Source organism: Siminovitchia sp. FSL W7-1587 (assembly GCF_037963795.1).
GTDB classification, from domain to species: Bacteria; Bacillota; Bacilli; order Bacillales; family Bacillaceae_C; genus Siminovitchia; species Siminovitchia thermophila.
Genome location: NZ_CP150169.1, coordinates 1,810,582 through 1,827,110 on the forward strand (window position 1 = coordinate 1,810,582; position 16,529 = coordinate 1,827,110).

The 16,529-nt window shown below is 40.8% G+C and carries 14 protein-coding genes and 1 pseudogene; 13 read left to right on the forward strand and 2 right to left on the reverse strand.

Going from position 1 to position 16,529, the window contains the following annotated elements; translation table 11 throughout:
* The first annotated feature begins 14 nt into the window (after positions 1–14).
* The 7 genes and pseudogenes from preA to NST31_RS08420 all read left to right on the forward strand — a co-directional run bounded on the left by preA (position 15) and on the right by NST31_RS08420 (position 7,997).
* The gene (gene preA / locus NST31_RS08390) at positions 15–1,292 is read left to right on the forward strand and encodes an NAD-dependent dihydropyrimidine dehydrogenase subunit PreA (protein WP_339164991.1); all 1,278 of its coding nucleotides are present in this window, start codon (positions 15–17) and stop codon (positions 1,290–1,292) included.
* A gap of 18 nt (positions 1,293–1,310) precedes the next feature.
* A complete protein-coding gene (gene hydA, locus NST31_RS08395) occupies positions 1,311–2,723 on the forward strand; it encodes a dihydropyrimidinase (RefSeq protein WP_339164993.1) in 1,413 nt (470 codons plus the stop codon).
* A 36-nt stretch (positions 2,724–2,759) separates the two neighbouring features.
* Positions 2,760–2,987: a hypothetical protein gene (locus NST31_RS08400; protein WP_339164994.1), complete on the forward strand. Its 228-nt coding sequence runs from the start codon at positions 2,760–2,762 to the stop codon at positions 2,985–2,987.
* Positions 2,988–3,060: 73 nt separating this feature from the next.
* Positions 3,061–3,945: pseudogene (locus tag NST31_RS08405) on the forward strand (solute carrier family 23 protein); the annotation flags it as partial.
* A gap of 243 nt (positions 3,946–4,188) precedes the next feature.
* Positions 4,189–5,417 (forward strand): IS3 family transposase gene (locus NST31_RS08410; RefSeq protein ID WP_212951973.1). Its coding sequence is split into 2 segments (ribosomal slippage): positions 4,189–4,477 and positions 4,477–5,417, totalling 1,230 coding nucleotides; the frame shifts between segments, so codons are not numbered across the junction.
* A gap of 646 nt (positions 5,418–6,063) precedes the next feature.
* The gene (locus NST31_RS08415; protein WP_339164995.1) at positions 6,064–6,636 is read left to right on the forward strand and encodes a hypothetical protein; all 573 of its coding nucleotides are present in this window, start codon (positions 6,064–6,066) and stop codon (positions 6,634–6,636) included.
* A gap of 761 nt (positions 6,637–7,397) precedes the next feature.
* Positions 7,398–7,997: a class I SAM-dependent methyltransferase gene (locus NST31_RS08420; protein ID WP_339164997.1), complete on the forward strand. Its 600-nt coding sequence runs from the start codon at positions 7,398–7,400 to the stop codon at positions 7,995–7,997.
* Positions 7,998–8,260: 263 nt separating this feature from the next.
* Here the strand turns inward: NST31_RS08420 and NST31_RS08425 are convergent, their stop codons facing one another.
* A complete protein-coding gene (locus NST31_RS08425; RefSeq protein ID WP_339164999.1) occupies positions 8,261–9,049 on the reverse strand; it encodes an MBL fold metallo-hydrolase in 789 nt (262 codons plus the stop codon).
* Positions 9,050–9,848: 799 nt separating this feature from the next.
* Between NST31_RS08425 and erm the strand changes: the two genes are divergently transcribed.
* Complete coding sequence (gene erm / locus NST31_RS08430) at positions 9,849–10,697, forward strand: 23S ribosomal RNA methyltransferase Erm (RefSeq protein WP_339165000.1); 849 nt, start codon at positions 9,849–9,851, stop codon at positions 10,695–10,697.
* 268 nt (positions 10,698–10,965) lie between these two features.
* Here the strand turns inward: erm and NST31_RS08435 are convergent, their stop codons facing one another.
* Positions 10,966–11,088, reverse strand: coding sequence for a hypothetical protein (locus NST31_RS08435; protein WP_339165002.1), 123 nt, complete (start codon positions 11,086–11,088; stop codon positions 10,966–10,968).
* Between the two features lie 701 nt (positions 11,089–11,789).
* Between NST31_RS08435 and NST31_RS08440 the strand changes: the two genes are divergently transcribed.
* From NST31_RS08440 to NST31_RS08460, 5 genes are read left to right on the forward strand one after another with little or no spacing between them, the layout of a single operon-like run.
* The gene (locus NST31_RS08440; RefSeq protein WP_339165004.1) at positions 11,790–12,479 is read left to right on the forward strand and encodes an RraA family protein; all 690 of its coding nucleotides are present in this window, start codon (positions 11,790–11,792) and stop codon (positions 12,477–12,479) included.
* Positions 12,476–13,501 carry a TRAP transporter substrate-binding protein gene (locus NST31_RS08445; RefSeq protein ID WP_339165006.1) on the forward strand — a complete coding sequence of 342 codons (1,026 nt, stop codon included), beginning with the start codon at positions 12,476–12,478 and terminating at the stop codon, positions 13,499–13,501. Before NST31_RS08440 ends, NST31_RS08445 begins: the two co-directional genes overlap by 4 nt.
* 14 nt (positions 13,502–13,515) lie before the next feature.
* Positions 13,516–13,998, forward strand: coding sequence for a TRAP transporter small permease subunit (locus NST31_RS08450; RefSeq protein ID WP_339165008.1), 483 nt, complete (start codon positions 13,516–13,518; stop codon positions 13,996–13,998).
* 3 nt (positions 13,999–14,001) lie between these two features.
* The gene (locus NST31_RS08455; protein ID WP_339165010.1) at positions 14,002–15,297 is read left to right on the forward strand and encodes a TRAP transporter large permease; all 1,296 of its coding nucleotides are present in this window, start codon (positions 14,002–14,004) and stop codon (positions 15,295–15,297) included.
* A 40-nt stretch (positions 15,298–15,337) separates the two neighbouring features.
* Positions 15,338–16,162, forward strand: a complete 825-nt coding sequence (locus tag NST31_RS08460) for a carbon-nitrogen hydrolase family protein (protein WP_339165012.1) — start codon at positions 15,338–15,340, stop codon at positions 16,160–16,162.
* Positions 16,163–16,529 lie beyond the last annotated feature (367 nt).

Sequence of the window (16,529 nt, forward strand, 5' to 3'; positions counted from 1 at the left end):
AAGGAGGAATCAACATGGCTGACTTAACTATTCATTTTGCCGGTATTAAAGCACCAAACCCTTTTTGGTTGGCCTCTGCCCCCCCAACGAACACTGGATATCAAGTGCAAAGGGCTTTTGAAGCCGGTTGGGGCGGTGCCGTTTGGAAAACGCTGGGAGACCCGATTATTAATACATCATCCCGTTTTGGAGCTATACATTTTAATGGGCAAAGAGTAGCCGGTTTTAACAACATTGAGTTAATTACAGACCGTCCATTGGAAGTGAATTTAAAGGAAATTGAAGAAACAAAAAAGAAATATCCCAATCATGCGTTAATGGTTTCTCTGATGGTCGAGCCTCAACAGGAAAAATGGCATGAAATTGTTAAAAAAGTTGAGGCGGTAGGTGTGGATGGTCTGGAATTGAACTTTGGATGTCCTCACGGTATGGCTGAACGTGGTATGGGCTCAGCTTCCGGCCAAGTGCCTGAACTTGTTGAAAAGCAAACGCATTGGGTAAAAGAAGTTGCACAAACACCCGTAATCGTTAAGTTAACTCCCAACATTACCGATGTTACTGCTACCGCGTATGCTGCCGTTCAAGGCGGAGCGGATGCTATCAGCATGATCAATACGATTAATAGTTTGGCCGGTGTTGACCTGGATACGTGGAATACGATTCCTCATGTAGCGGGAAAAGGTGCACATGGAGGATATTGCGGGCCTGCTGTTAAACCCATTGCATTAAATATGGTAGCAGAATGTGCACGCAGTCCGGAAATCAATGTCGTGCCAATTTGCGGAATTGGCGGAGTTTCGAATTGGCGGGACGCAGTCGAGTTCATGCTCATGGGGGCAGGAAGTGTGCAAGTTTGTACCGCAGCCATGCACCACGGTTTCAGGATTGTTGAAGATATGATTGATGGCCTGAATAACTACCTGGATTATAAAGGGTTAGCTTCTGTAAACGACTTAATCGGCAAATCTGTGCACAAGTATTCAGATTGGGGCGACCTTGATCTTAACTACAAAATTGTTGCCCGAATTCATACAGAAATATGTATTAATTGCAATAAGTGCCATATCGCGTGTGAAGATACATCCCATCAATGCATTGATATGCTTACATCTAAAGAGGGAAGCAAGTATCTAGAAGTTCGCGAAGAGGATTGTGTCGGCTGTAATCTTTGCCAGATCGTCTGCCCAGTTGACGGCGCGATCGATATGATTGAAATTCCAAGCGAAACACCGATGACATGGAAGGAGCGGCAAACTGCGCTCCAACAACTGGCGGGCAGCCTTGTTAAATAAAAGGGAGGAGCTGCATAAATGAAAAAATTAATTAAGAATGGAACAATTGTGACAGCTGCCGATGAGTATAAAGCGGACGTCCTTATTGAAAATGGAAAAGTGTCTGCAATCGGCCATGATTTGACCAAACATGCGGATGAAGTGATGGATGCTGCGGGACTTTACCTCTTTCCGGGGGGAGTTGATCCGCATACTCATTTAGATATGCCATTCGGAGGAACAGTGACAGCCGATGATTATGAGACGGGAACCATTGCAGCAGCCTATGGCGGAACCACGACTGTTCTTGATTTTTGTCTGACGAACAAAGGCGAACCTTTAAAGGACGCCATTAAAGAATGGCACGAAAAGGCAAAGGGAAAAGCAGTCATTGATTATGGTTTCCATTTAATGATTAGTGAGGTAAATCAAGAGGTATTAAATGAACTCCCATCCATTATCGACGAAGAAGGAATCACATCTTTCAAGGTTTTTATGGCTTATAAAAATGTCTTCCAAGCCGACGACGGTGTGTTGTTTCAGACCCTCTTGACAGCAAAGGAACATGGTGCCTTGGTCATGGTGCACGCTGAAAACGGAGACGTGATTGACTACCTTGTAAATAAAGCATTGAAAGAGGGAAATACAGATCCAATTTACCATGCTCTTACCAGGCCGCCCGAAGTTGAAGCGGAAGCAACAGGAAGAGCCGCACATCTTACCGGGTTAGCGGAATCGCAACTGTATGTTGTACATGTTACTTGTTCTGATGCAGCAGAAAAAATTGCCGAGGCCCGCCGGAAAGGATATCAGGTGTGGGGAGAGACATGCCAGCAGTATTTGGTCCTGGATCAAAATGATTTGGCAAAGCCCCATTTTGAAGGTGCAAAATATGCTTGCTCACCCCCTCTCAGGGAGAGCCGGCATCAAGAGGAGCTTTGGAAAGCATTAAAAATGGGGCACCTGCACACGATAGGATCTGACCAATGTTCTTTTAACTTTAAGGGTCAAAAAGAACTGGGTAAAGGTGATTTTTCAAAAATCCCCAATGGAATGCCGACGATTGAAGATCGGTTTAGCATCATTTTTTCAGAAGGTGTAAAGAAAGGCCGGATTACAATAAATGAGTTCGTCGATTTAGTTTCAACCCGTGCGGCGAAGCTGTTTGGAATGTTTCCTGAAAAAGGAACGATTGCTGTAGGCAGTGACGCTGATATCGTGATTTTTGACCCGAACATTGAGCGGACCATTTCCGCAGACACACACCATATGAATGTTGATTACAATCCGTTTGAAGGACTAAAAATAACGGGAGAACCAGTTTCTGTTCTTTCCCGGGGGGAGTTTGTCATTCGCGACAAAAAATTTGTTGGAAAGCCTGGCTCCGGACAATATTTAAAAAGGCAGAGATATTACAGCCCTTTGAAAATCAAAGAAACCATTTTCAGATAAACGTATAAAAATAAATTTTTAATTGGAGGCAAAACATTGGTTAGAGAAAGAACAAGAGAAACGTCAATTTATGAAACCTTTCTTCAGGAAAAGGAGAGAATCGATTTATTAATAAAAAAAGGTTATGAGATTACGGCAGTAGAAGAGAATTTAAGCGGTGCTTTTGTAGAATTTAGCCGTATAAATGAAAATAATCAAAGGGAAAGAGAAAGACTTCATCTTACAACAGCAGACGCGAGAATATATTTCTCCAACTTATTATAGCGGGCTTTACGCCGGGCAACCTGGAGCCGCGTCAGACGAAGGAAATTCGGGGACAATGCTGAAAGGCGAAGAAGTTGCCGTTATCGGCCTCGAGCTTGTTCCGGTTGCAGCAAGAATGGCCGGATTGGCAAAGCCGGAAGACGCAGCAGTCAATTGGGCGCCGGTCCCCAGACGATTACGGTATCATTATTGACGATTGGCATTACAATCGTAAGCTGGATAACGTTGCGAGGATTTTTAAAAATTATTCCCATTCTCATCGGGATTCTATCCGGCTACCTCATTGCGCTATCCATGAACATGGTCGATTTGACTGGATTTCATGAAGCAGATTTGATTACAGTGCCGACATTTTATGCAATGAAATTCAATTGGCCGGATTTTTTCTCATTCTGCCTGCGGCACTTGTATTGGTACCGGAGCATATCGGCCATCTGATTGTAACAGGAAATATTGTAAAAAAGGACTTGGTAAAAGATCCCGGTTTGGACCGCTCATTAATGAGTAACGGGCTATCCACCACATTATCTAGCTTTGTTGGTGCCACCCCAAATACAACGTACGGTGAAAATATCGGGGTAGTGGCCATTACAAGGGTTTATTCAACCTGGATTATCGGCATCGCTGCAATCATTGCTATGATTCTCTCGTTTTGCGGCAAACTGGCCGCATTGATTTCATCGATCCCTACACCGATAATGGGCGGAATTTCCCTTCTTCTCTTCGGAATCATCGGGGTAAGTGGAATCCGGATGCTTGTAGAGGCGAACGTTAATTACAGCACTTCACACAATATGATTTTAACATGTATCGTCCTGGCCATCGGCCTCAGCGGCGCATCCATACACATCGGTGCCGTTTCTTTGGCCGGAATGGGATTGGCGACGGTAGTGTAGTGGCCATTTTGTTGAGCCTGTTCTTTAAACTGCTGGAAAAGCTGAATTTAATGAACGATTAAAAACTTGGGCCAACGCCCGGTTTTATTTTTGTTTGGGAAAGGTTGGGATGACGGTGGAACAGGTCCGGTACCCGGCCTGAAAACTTCTATGACATATCCCTCAATCGTTTTCACTTTTTGAAAGTGTGCATGCGTTCTGTTTTTTAAGCGGGTTTTAGTAGCCTCCTAATTAGCCCCTAAATGAACTTGGACAATAAGGGTAAAAAATAATATACTGCTTAATGTACCAAGGAGGCTAACAACATGACACGAAACAAACACTCCAAGGAGTTTAAATTACAAGTCATCAAAGAGGCCCAGGAGACAGGCAATAACAGCCTTGTTGCCCGCCGTTATGAACTGAATTCCAACATGGTATGCCGTTGGGTGCGGGAATATAAAGACGGAAAATATGGTGATGTTGATGTCGCTGTTTTACCAGATTTTGACCCGAAAGAAGTATCCAAGGAAAATGAAAAGCTTAAAACATTGCTTGGTGAAAAAGACCTTGAAATCGCGATTTTACGCGACATTATAAAAAAGAAAAACCCTCACTTGCTGAAAAAATTGAAGTAGCCGACCACTGGATTCAAAAAGGCTATTCTATTTCTAAGGTGCTAAAGGTCATAGGGATCGCTCGTTCCACCTATTATTACCAAAAGAACTACCGTGTGGAAGAGAAAAAAGTGAGTGAGGGACGTCCAGCACCAGGTTATTCCTTCACAGAAGACGGACGAAAAGTATCAGACGAACAAATCAAAGAATTCCTTCTGGAGGAAATTGCAGGCGATGGCTTCAACTATGGCTACCGCAAACTGACTAAGAGGCTTCGCCGCGAATATAGCCTTGTCATCAACAAGAAGAAAGTCTACCGGTTGTGCAAAGAGCTGGGTATCCTGCGTCCACAACGCAAAAAGAAGACCCAACACCCTAGGAAACTGGCACGAAACCGTACGATAACAGACTCAAACCAACTATGGGAAGCGGATATCAAATACGGCTACATCGAAGGGGAAGACCGGTTTTTCTTCGTCATGTCCATTATCGATGTATATGACCGTGGAATTGTCGCCTATCATAACGGATTAAGCTGTACAGCTAAAGATGCCGTCCAGGCACTTCAACAAGCATTGTTAAGACGCCAACAATTCAACGCAGCGATCAAACCAGTGATCCGAACAGACAATGGGCCACAGTTTGTTTCCCATACTTTTGAGGAATTTTGCGAAAAATACCATATGGAACATGAAAGAATTCCGCCAAGAACGCCGAATATGAATGCCCATATTGAATCTTTTCATCGAATTTTTGAAGATGATTGCCTCTCAAGGTGGCAGTTTGAAACCTATGCGCAAGCCTATGAAGCTGTCACGGATTTTATGGTCTTCTACAACGAAAGACGGATGCATTCAAGTATTTTGGACCTATCACCTCAGGAGTTTTACGAACAAAATAAGCATCATAAATTGGAAATCAAAGAGGTTCGCGTGTGATCGATTTGAGGGAGTCAGGGCCGATAGGAATCCTAGTCAGGCTACGAAAGGAGCCACAGCGCAGCTGCTTGCCATTTACCGCAGCGCCCGATTCTTAGTAGGCGGTGGAAGGGGTCGGGGCCCCGCCAACGAATACTTAGAATCGACTTGTCCGTGTTACCATCTGTTGCAGGCGAGCCTCTAGGCTTTTATTTTCGCTAACCTGCATGGATACCGCTACACGGACAAAAGCAAGGTCAATGGTGGCGGACAAGAAGCACAGAATCCAAAATCAAGAAATAGAGAGCTATTTTAAGAAAAAGATAGATTAAGAGTAACCATGTCCAAAATACGGGGGTTAATCCGCCTCAATATGTTATCCCGCTAATTTTTCAACTTTACTATTCGATAGAGAAGGAATAAAATCACCTTCGTCTAATTAAATATATAAGAATATAAGAGTTAACCTCCAGACCGTTCTTCAATGGCCTTATATAAAGTAAAACTTCATTCAGTAGGAGTTTTCTTCCATCTCCTACTGAATGTTAGTTGAACCAATCGGGCATTTAGGTGCCGTTTTCTCCACTTAGACCTTTTGTATCTACCCAGGTCTTGATGTGGGAGTATTACGGAACCTTACATGCGGGATAAAAAGGAAGGTGATAAGTTGAGAAGAACTGTTTACCGAGGAATTAGTTATAATGAGGCGCAAACGGTCATTGCCAACCAATTCTATGAAAGGGATGAAAGGAGGAATTTTCAAAACGGCATCAAAGCAAGGTCAACCTTTGGACAGGGAATTTATTTAATAAGTGATATTGAATTGGCAGCACAGTATGCCTTTTGCCATGCTGAAGTTGAAGGTGAAAAAGCGGCGGTTCTAAAGCAGGATTTAAGTTTAGCAAATCCATATATATTAAACTATCGATCTACAGAAGAACAACTAAGAATAAAAGCACTGAGCTGGAAGTTCGGAGGCACATCGGATCCAGGAACTCATTTGGGATTAAATAATGTTGAAGAAAAACAAGGGATTGGAAGTTTAATCAAAGAGTTTTTACTTGATCATGGTTTCGATGGGATTGTCTATCATATTGACGAAGAGATTATCTATTATATTTCTTATTTTCAGAAAAGACAGATTAAAAATATAACTTTAGATTTTGTTTTTAATATTGACGATTTAAAAAGGGCGTCTGTTTTAATTTTACGAGAAAAATATAAAAGGCAATTCATTTAGGCCTTCACATAAAAGGCCCAATCAAACCGCCTTTTCAAAAAAGCGGTTTAAGGTTTAGCAAATGAACGAAATTCCTTCCAGTATACGGAAACCTGCGAACGATTTGAACTTGTCGACTGCAATGAACGGAGAAAATATTGGCGGAAAGCCTTTAGCTGTTATCGCGGCGATGAGGGATATAGGAGGAAAAATGGAGGCAGTGCCATGGGAGCAGTGCCTTTTTTTTTGATGTTTCACAACTTGTTGCGGAGTTTTTGAACTTCTCCTTTTTCCAGTCCGGTGACCTCAATAACATTCGACAGAAACCCCCTTTGCTTAGCAATTGTATGGCTACTTCTTTTTTTTCTTCTAACTTTTTCTCTGTATACACAATCGCCCTTCCCCTCTCTTCATACAAAATCGGGAGTTCCAATATTTCTTCCGCTTCCGGTTAGCTTTCTCACTTCCTTCATCCAGTTTTTCCTCCTCTTCTTCATGGAGCTTTAGATAGGTAAGAAAAACCGGACAAAAACCATCCTCATTCTATTTTCAATAAACAACTCTTCAGCTGCCTATCCACGCTCCTTCTCTTCATATAATCAATTGACTGCATTTCTTCTTCTTTGATTTCCAAGGAATATCTTCCCGGGCTGATCCAGCATGCATTTTTTTCTAGCTTTCTCATCTCATTCTATGTTTGCAGTTGTGGTTTGGCTGTGCGTTTTTCGGGGAAATTTTCTTGTAGAAGATATGTAACGTTGAACAGCAGGGAGGAGAAAATATTGTTTGAGTCGATCAAAGAAAATTTCAAAGAACCGAATGGAATCATCGGTAAAATAGCAGGTAAAATAATGGATTTGGAAAACCGTGAGCTGAATGAATGGGCTGTAAATCAACTAAATATCAAGCCGGGAGAGCGTATTCTTGAAATCGGTTATGGGCCGGGCTATGGCATTTCTTATTTATTGAACCGCCACGAAAAAGTGGTCGTAGATGGGATCGATGTGTCAGAGGATATGAAAGAATTGGCCAGCAAAAAACTGAAAGAAGAAATGGCAGAACAGAAAGTAAATCTGTTCGTTGGCGATATAGAGGAAAGAAGTCTTCCTCCCAATCGATATGATAAAGTACTGTCTGTAAATAATTATACGCTATGGGACGCACAGCTGGAGATCCTGACCAATATTCATCGGGCAATGGTAAAGGAAGGCAGAATTGTTATTACCATGCAGCCGAGGCAGGAAGATGCTCAACTTGGCAGAACAAAAAAATTCGGGGATCAGATTAAACGGGATCTTCAATCAAGTGGCTTTCGTCACATCGAATGTTCCTATAAGAATATTCCTCCTGAACTTGCGGTTACTGTCACGGCAGTTAAATAGAACTCGCCTGAAAACTCCGCGGGCCGGAGCTCCTTGGAGTTCGACTTAAGGAATTAATAAAAGTGCAAAGGCCCGTTCAATCTGTTCTCCTCCAACCAAAGTAATTGCTGCTGTTTGAATACTATAACAGATATACCAATGCAAAACGTCAATATACTAGGGAAATAGCCAATGAATCTCACAAATATCTTATAAATTCTAAGCTAAAAATAGAATGATTCGTAAACAAAGAGCATTTGGTTAGAAAAATACTCACAACCCAATTAAAATTGCACACTAAAACCGTTGAACATATGAATGCCAGTTCCGAATCTTACAAGGTCTTTTTCTTCAAGCTCTTTAACTGCATTTTTTACTTCTTGTAAAATACTTGCATCAAGACCTACTGTATTATGTCCACCAAAAATCTTTGTTACATTGGAAATGTTGGTTATTTTCTTTAATGATTGTACTAACTCCACAGGGTCAGTTGTTGGGAAAAAAGCATACACCGGAGTTTCATCATAAAGCAGATCACCAGTAAATAAATAGCCTTTACTATGGTCAAAAATGGAAATATGTCCTGGAGAATGCCCGGGAGTATGGTAAATAATCAATTTTCTGTTTCCTATCTCTATCTCATCTCTATCAGCTAACAAACCTGTGGGATGACCCTGAAAGGGTTTATATGTATCTGGATTAAATGATTTTGGCGTTGGTTTTGTAATACCTCGACTTACATCTTTCCTGATTTGTTCGATGGGTAGTTTTTTAATGCCATTTATCAGCCAGTCTGCTTCATCTTTATGTACATAAATATCTTTAAATTCACCGTGACTTCCAATATGATCCCAATGAACATGTGTTGTCAACACAATAATTGGTAAGTTGGTCAACTGGTCTGTAATCCTTCTTATATGATCAATTCCTAACCCCGTATCAATTAATGCGGCTTTCTCCTCACCAATTAATAAATAAGAATGGACTTTTTCCCAATGTCCATACTCACTAATAGCGAATGTAGTATCATCTATTTGCTGTACTGTAAACCAGGAATCTCTTAACTCAACCATTTATTAATTCCCCTTCCTAAGATCTTCTATTAAAAGTATTTCTCTGTTTGTATGCTAAAAGCCTTTTTTCTGCCCGATTGTTCAATGAATGCTGATAGCAATAGGCAAAAAGCCACGAACGGCTTCAGTTTGTTCACCTTGTCTCCTGCATATCAACAAATCGGACCAAGATTATAGATCTTCTTGCTTTTTTACCGGAAGAATGGGCACTTTCTGGCTCGAGTGGCATTGATAGCATCATGACAATTTTTGTCACTACGTTAATATAAATTTTTAGGGACATCTTTTAAATCGGACAAAAAAATGTCTTCAAATCTGCCAGTAACAAGGATTGTTTTCATTAACTTTGACTTCATCAAAAACTGGAATTATAATGTATATTGTGTGTAATGTAACCAAACTAAGGAGGATTGTTAAAAAGCTATGGGTGGAATTATTATTTTCCGTGCTTTGAACTAGTAATTTAATACGTTCAAAGGCTCTGTTTTCGCTGACAGAGTAAGCGGGATAAGTCTGCTCATTTTTAACAATCTTTATTCACATTTTCTTCTTAATTGAGAGGGAAGACTGATTATTCAATCTTTCCCTTTTATTGTTGTGAGAAAATTGATTTAGCTATTTTGAACGAAAAAAGGCCTATTTTGTGCTGTTTCGTTGTTTACAATATCTCTATGTCTTTTTGTCTTTCTGCTAAATTAATTGATTCCGTTTACTGGAAGCCACAGACGCCCATGTCTGTGGCTTTTTTGCGATCAGAACTTGAACGGTCAATTATTGTAAGGAAAGGATTGTTAGAATCATGACAAAAAGATGGAAAAAGCATCCACATAGAAAGTTTCCCACTGGGAAACCTCCAAACTTTAGTGGGCAACATTTGATGCATAACAAACGTTTGCTGCGTGATATTGTAAACATTGCACATATATTGGAAAGTGATCTTGTATTAGAGTTGGGAGCCGGAAAAGGAGCAATTACAAATATTTTAAGTAATCGTGCAAGAAAGGTGCTCGCTGTTGAATACGATCGAACGTTTGTAAAGAAATTAAAACAACTTAAATTGAAAAACACAGTGATCATAGAGCAAGACCTATTAAACATTTCATTACCTCGAGAGCCTTATGTAGTTGTTTCAAATATTCCATATGCCATCACAACTCCAATTATGAAAATGCTTCTGAATAAACCCTCAAGCGGTTTTCAAAGAGGTGTTATTGTGATGGAAAAAGGTGCAGCTAAAAGATTTACATCAAGTATTGTGAAAGATCCATATGTGATCGCTTGGAGAATGTGGTTTGATATTCGGTATATTAAAACGATTTCGAGAGACAACTTTTCTCCACCGCCAAGTGTAGATTCCGCTATAATTACGATAAATAGAAAGGTAAGGCCCCTTGTACCCATTACCGATTATTTAATCTTTTGGGGACTGGCCAATTATGTGCTTAGAAATCCACAATCATCTATAGATATAGCACTAGGAGGTATATTTACACCACCTCAAATAAAAAATTTAAAGAGAAATCTTCGACTAAAGAACGAGATTCCAGTTGCGGCGTTATCGGAACAGGGATGGGGATTGATATTTGAAACAATGGTAAGATATGTTCCGAAATTCAGATGGCCAAAGATAAAAAAACGCGAAATGTAACCATTTTTGAAGTCTGAAAGATTTCGTTCCCCATAAAGAACAAGAAAGTGGATTACCTGAACCTTGAGCGTAAAAGTATCGACATGAAGGAATTTGACGATGACTATTGTTTCCAGGTGGAGTCAACAACTCCACCGGATTCCCTCTGTGATATATTGCCCCATTGAATGGGAATAGTGCTTTTATTCATTTCAGCTCAACTAAGACCTCAAATGGTTGCTGACATGAACGTTTGTCCAAAAGAATGAATATTTCCCCCACCTTTTCTTCATCCAAGCCAAGGGAAATATATTTTTTCTCGACAAACATAATCTCTTCTTAACAATAAATGGAGCATATCCCCCATAAAGGCTTCCCACTTATTAAATAGCTCTTTATATGAGAGATTCATACTTTCTCCTCCCAATTTTTAGCTGAACATATTGTAAGCACTTCCAGCAGTGTCAGTGAATTTTATAGAAGAATGAGAGGTCGTGGTTTTAGTCGCCCTGGGTAAAAGTGTGTCCTTACAATCTACGCTTTCCCCCATTATGGCGTATCATTCAAGCCCTCAAACATAAACATTCCGTTTATTTAAACTTTCCGTTGACATATTGAATTTAATTCAATATAATATGATGTAACATTGAGGCACTCATTGTTACAGGATTTCTATGAAGAATTTCTCAAAAGGGGGGATGTAAAAAAGTGACCTCAAACATAGATAAAGTAATCTCAATCATTGAGCCTATTATCCAATTATAGCTCACCTTCTGCTTGCATAACGTATCAATAATGAGAAGGGTCAACAAGAACAACGAAAGCCTCTACATCTAAAGTAAAAGCTTTGCAGCAACGCTTAAATTCCGTTAGCAGAAATGAGTTGGGGACGGATATACCTGTCTAAAAAGAGTTGTTCGGATGCTTCAATTTATAATAAGCACCTAGCCGTGAAAAAACAAACCACTAAAGTAGCGCAACTTTTATTAACTGAATATTCAGATTATTAATGATGGGTATTTTTAGGGAGGTGATAGACACGCGTATCTGTATCGGCCAATAACCACTGTCTCGAATGTTTATTACAAAATACGATCAGGAGGATAGATCATTATGAAAATCTTAAACCGTGTCGCAAACAAACAATTAACGCCTGCCATGAGAAAACAATTTGAAATGGTGGAGCCGGCAACGATTGGCCATCATTTGCATTATGGTTTTATGGATTGCCGGATTCGATCAATGTTACAAGATGTCAAGGTCGTAGGAACCGCTTTTACGGTGAAAACGAATTCAAACGATTCAACGATGGTCCACAAAGCGGTCAGTCTTGCACAAGAAGGAGATGTGATCGTAATTGATCGGACCGGGGATACGAAGCATGCGTGTGTTGGTGAAATGGTTGTCTATGCCGCAAATACCAGGAAAGTCGCAGGAATTATTATTGATGGGCCATGTACAGACATTCAAGCGCTCCGTGAAATCGGGCTGCCTGTTTTTGCCACCAGGCTTTCTCCCATCACGACCAAGCTTTATGGAATAAGCGGTGAAATCAACACAACCATTCAGTGTGGCGGGGTTGCAGTAAAGCCTGGGGACTTCATCATAGCAGATGATAACGGAGTACTAGTACTCCCTCAGGACTTGAATTACCAAAGCATTTTGGAAAAAGCGGAATTGAGCGAAAGAAACGAACCCAAATTCAAACAGATGCTCGACGCTGGAAAGACTTTAAGCAGTATGACGAAAGCAGATCAATTAATCGCTTTATATGATGAAGAGTTCAAGGAGAATGAAAGATGAGAATAAAAGCTTTTATGATCACTTTATTATCCTTCATGATGATAATCAGTGGCTGCGGAACTGATTCAGCCTCTACTAAAGATAAAAAGGCTTCCAATAAGCCGATAAAACTAAAGCTCGGAACGAAAATGCCGGACGAATCTGTTGAAGGAAAGGGATTTAACATCTTTGCCGATCTGGTAAAAGAAAAAAGCAATGGTGAAGTCATTATCGACATATATCCGGCCGAACTACTGGGAAAAGGAAAAACACAAATTGATAATATGTTGCTTGGTACCCAGGATATGTATGCAGAGGGAGAGACCTATTTCGATGATTTTGATTCCAGAGTGCAAGTTAGCAGCATTCCCTTTCTGTTTAGGGACTTTGAACACTTCCAAAAATTTAATACGGGAGAAATGGGACAAGACATTCAAAAAAAGCTCAACTCCGAAGGGATTCGATTTTTAAATACAGAAAGGAACTTCGTGCGGGGACCTTACAGGGTTTTATTATCAAAGAAACCTATAAAATCCGTTAATGATTTAAAAGGGCTAAAAATCCGTTCCTTTGAATCGGAATTTTATTCACAAGCCTACGAGTCTGTTGGTGCCAATCCTACTGTCGTGGCATGGACAGAAACGTATTTGGCCTTGAAGCAAAATTTAGTGGAGGCAGTTGTATCGCCCATTTCCCTCGTTTGGTCGATGAAGTTTACGGAAGTGGCTCCCTATATGACGATCATTGATGAATATCCGCAGGACATTGTCATTGCCATAAGCGAAGAAAAATTCTCTAAGCTTTCCAAAGAGCATCAAGACATCCTGATTGATGCGGCAAACGAAGCCGGAGAGGAAGCTGCAAAGCTATTGGAAGATGAAGTGGAAAAACATTTGGCATTAATGAAAGAGGAACATGGAATAGAAATTTATGAAATCGACAAAGAAGAATGGGCAGAAGCCTTTTCCGGTTTTCATCAAAAAGTGGAGGAAAGCGGAGCATTTCCCAAAGGGTATATTGAACAAATCAAATCGATTGAATAGTGAAGGTGAAACACATGGGCAAAATCATTCAATTTGTGGCTAATGTGTACTTGGCCATTGCATTTCTTTGTTTATTGGCCTTGATTGGTATTCTATCTATTGAAATAGTTTGCAGATATTTCTTCAGCAGTTCCATTATTTGGTCCCAAGAATTATTTTCTATTCTCATTTGCTGGATTACCTTTCTGGGATTTGGCAAATTGGTCGTTGACCGTCAGGATATTTCAATCACATTCTTGATTGATAAACTTGATCCTTTCAAAAGAAAAATCGTCAATGTGACGAATTATATTCTTTTAATGATGACATCCATTGTGATGTTATTCTTTTCCGTGAATCTAACGATCAACCATCTGGACAAAACGACGATTATTATGAAAGCGCCGACAGCATGGTTCTATGCGCCGTTGGTCTTGTTACTGGCACTGGTTGTTTTAGTGTCCGGTTATCAAATGATGTCAGCTCTTAAAGCAGGCAAGTTGCAGGAAGGGGGATAAGTCATGATATTGGCTGTCACATTGTTCGCCGTATTTCTCATGTTGTTGGCCATCGGCTTTCCGGTTTCTTTTTCCATGGCGTTATCCACCCTGGCGGCTTTATTATTGGGCGGCTACACATTGGATGTTCTTTCATTACAGTTAGTGGAAGGAATGAAAGGCTATACCCTTCTTTCCATTCCGTTATTTATTATCGCCGGTAACTTGATGAACTCGGCAGGTATTACGCAAAGAATTTTCGATTTTTCCAATGCTCTGATTGGCCACATACGCGGCGGACTAGCTCAAGTCAATATTTTTGCCAGCGTCATTTTTGCAGGAATATCCGGAACGGCGGTTGGAGATCAAGCAGGGCTCGGGGCTATCGAAATGAAGGCAATGGCGGAAAAAGGTTATGAAAAACCTTTCAGTGCATCACTAACCCTCGCATCATCGGTAATAGGGGCCATTATACCTCCGAGCGTACCATTAATCGTATATGCTTATTTGGCGGAAGTTTCCGTTGAGAAGTTGTTTCTTGCCGGAATTATCCCCGGGCTTCTCATAGCCGTTGTACTGGCCATTTACGTATACGCAGGCGCAATCCGGGGCTCCATTGTAGCCCCGGTGCCTGAACCTTTTTCAACGAAATCACTCGTTAGTACATTTAAAAATGGATTTTTTGCGTTGCTTGCTCCAATCGTGATCCTGGGAGGTATGTTGGGGGGCGTTGTTACTCCGACAGAAGCTGGAGCCATCGCGGTTATCTATTCGCTATTTTGCTCGGTTATATACAAAGAGTTAAAATGGCAATCGTTAAAAGAAGCACTAAATGCAAGCGTTGGTTCAACAGCGCTTATCATGTTTTTAATTGGCGTCGGAACGGCGATGGGCTGGATTATATCGGCAGAGCAGCTGCCTTACTTGCTATCCGACTTTCTGCTTTCTTTAACGGAAAATAAATATATGATGCTGTTGATCATCAATCTATTGTTACTCATTCTTGGTTGTATTATGGAAGGAATCCCGATCAAATTAATCATGCTGCCCATTTTACTGCCAATTATTGATAGTTTGGGAATTGATCGCATGCATTTTGGCATTGTTATGTCATACAACCTCTTGTTGGGAATGATTACCCCTCCAGTAGGTTTGGGGCTATACGTCATTAGCCGGGTTGGTGATGTATCCATCGAAGAAGTTGTAAAAAATCTATTGCCACTGTACGTGCCATTACTCATAACACTTGTGATCCTTACTTATTTCCCCCAACTGTCTCTTTGGTTGCCGGGTATGTTGGATTCACTCTATAGTTCGTAATTCACTAATGAAAATAACGATTTTTTAGGAGGAGCTATTCATGAAGGTTGCAGTCATTCAGTTAAATTCCAAGTCGGATAAAGAAAAAAATTTACAAACCATTTCCGGTTTTATCAGTCAAGCCGCTCAAAATGGGGCTGAGCTTGTTTCTTTACCCGAGTATTGCAATTTTTTGGGAGAAGATCATGAGAAAAACACCCATGCCGAACAGATACCTGAGGGTGAAACCACAACATTGTTCATAGAATTGGCCAAACGACACCGCCTTTATATACACGTTGGCAGCATAGTCGAAAGGTGTAATGAGGAAAAATCTTATAATACCAGTTTTGTCATTGATCCCGAAGGAAAAATCCTTAATAAATATCGAAAAATTCATTTATTTGATATTGAAATCAAAGGAATATCCTCATACAAAGAATCAAACACGATTGAAAGCGGCGAAAATCCGACAATGGTTCAGCTCCCTTTCGGAAAAGCGGGATTGAGTATTTGTTACGATCTGCGCTTTCCGGAGCTTTATAGAAATTATGCATTACATGGCGCCAAAATCTTATTTATCCCGGCAGCATTTACACGATATACAGGGATGCTCCACTGGGAAGCACTTGTAAGAGCAAGGGCCATTGAAAATCAATGCTACGTCATAGCCGCCGGTCAATTCGGAAGCTACTTGCCCGGAAAGGAAAGTTATGGGAACAGCATGATCATTGATCCGTGGGGAACAGTGATTGCCCGGGCATCAGAACAAGAAGGAGTGATCATAGCAGACATCCAAGAAGATATCGTCCAGGCTGTCAGAGAAAGCATTCCTTGCTTTGGACATCGAAGGCCGGAATACTATGACAGAATGCCTGTAATGTAAGAATGTCACCTTCCGTTTAGTGAAAGCTGTCAGACTATAACCCTCTCTTTTATTGCGATCCCCGAACATTGAGGTGACCCCAATGATTAGATGGTGGCTAATTATTGGAGCAGTTCAACATCCGGGGATTTTTTTGCATTGAGGAAGCTCTACATCAAAATGGCTTGCAAATGCGTACCGTCGTGAAAAATTGTATTTTAAATCAAAGAAAAGCGACTGGGTTTAAAAATTCGGGATATTTCAACGGTGACAATTGGCGGGATGGGCATAGAAACTATATGGAAAGAAGTATGCGGAAGCCTTTTTCACCGGCAAAGGAATCGCTCGAACGGATTAACCCCCGTATTTTGGACATGGTTACTCTTAA

Excerpts from the sequence above, each read along its gene's own strand:
- NST31_RS08455 (WP_339165010.1), top strand. The coding sequence starts at position 14,002 with ATGATATTGGCTGTCACATTGTTCGCCGTATTTCTCATGTTGTTGGCC.
- NST31_RS08440 (WP_339165004.1), top strand. The coding sequence starts at position 11,790 with ATGAAAATCTTAAACCGTGTCGCAAACAAACAATTAACGCCTGCCATG.
- NST31_RS08460 (WP_339165012.1), top strand. The coding sequence starts at position 15,338 with ATGAAGGTTGCAGTCATTCAGTTAAATTCCAAGTCGGATAAAGAAAAA.
- NST31_RS08435 (WP_339165002.1), bottom strand. The coding sequence starts at position 11,088 with ATGAATCTCTCATATAAAGAGCTATTTAATAAGTGGGAAGCCTTTATG.
- NST31_RS08445 (WP_339165006.1), top strand. The coding sequence starts at position 12,476 with ATGAGAATAAAAGCTTTTATGATCACTTTATTATCCTTCATGATGATA.
- hydA (WP_339164993.1), top strand. The coding sequence starts at position 1,311 with ATGAAAAAATTAATTAAGAATGGAACAATTGTGACAGCTGCCGATGAG.
- preA (WP_339164991.1), top strand. The coding sequence starts at position 15 with ATGGCTGACTTAACTATTCATTTTGCCGGTATTAAAGCACCAAACCCT.
- NST31_RS08450 (WP_339165008.1), top strand. The coding sequence starts at position 13,516 with ATGGGCAAAATCATTCAATTTGTGGCTAATGTGTACTTGGCCATTGCA.
- NST31_RS08425 (WP_339164999.1), bottom strand. The coding sequence starts at position 9,049 with ATGGTTGAGTTAAGAGATTCCTGGTTTACAGTACAGCAAATAGATGAT.
- erm (WP_339165000.1), top strand. The coding sequence starts at position 9,849 with ATGACAAAAAGATGGAAAAAGCATCCACATAGAAAGTTTCCCACTGGG.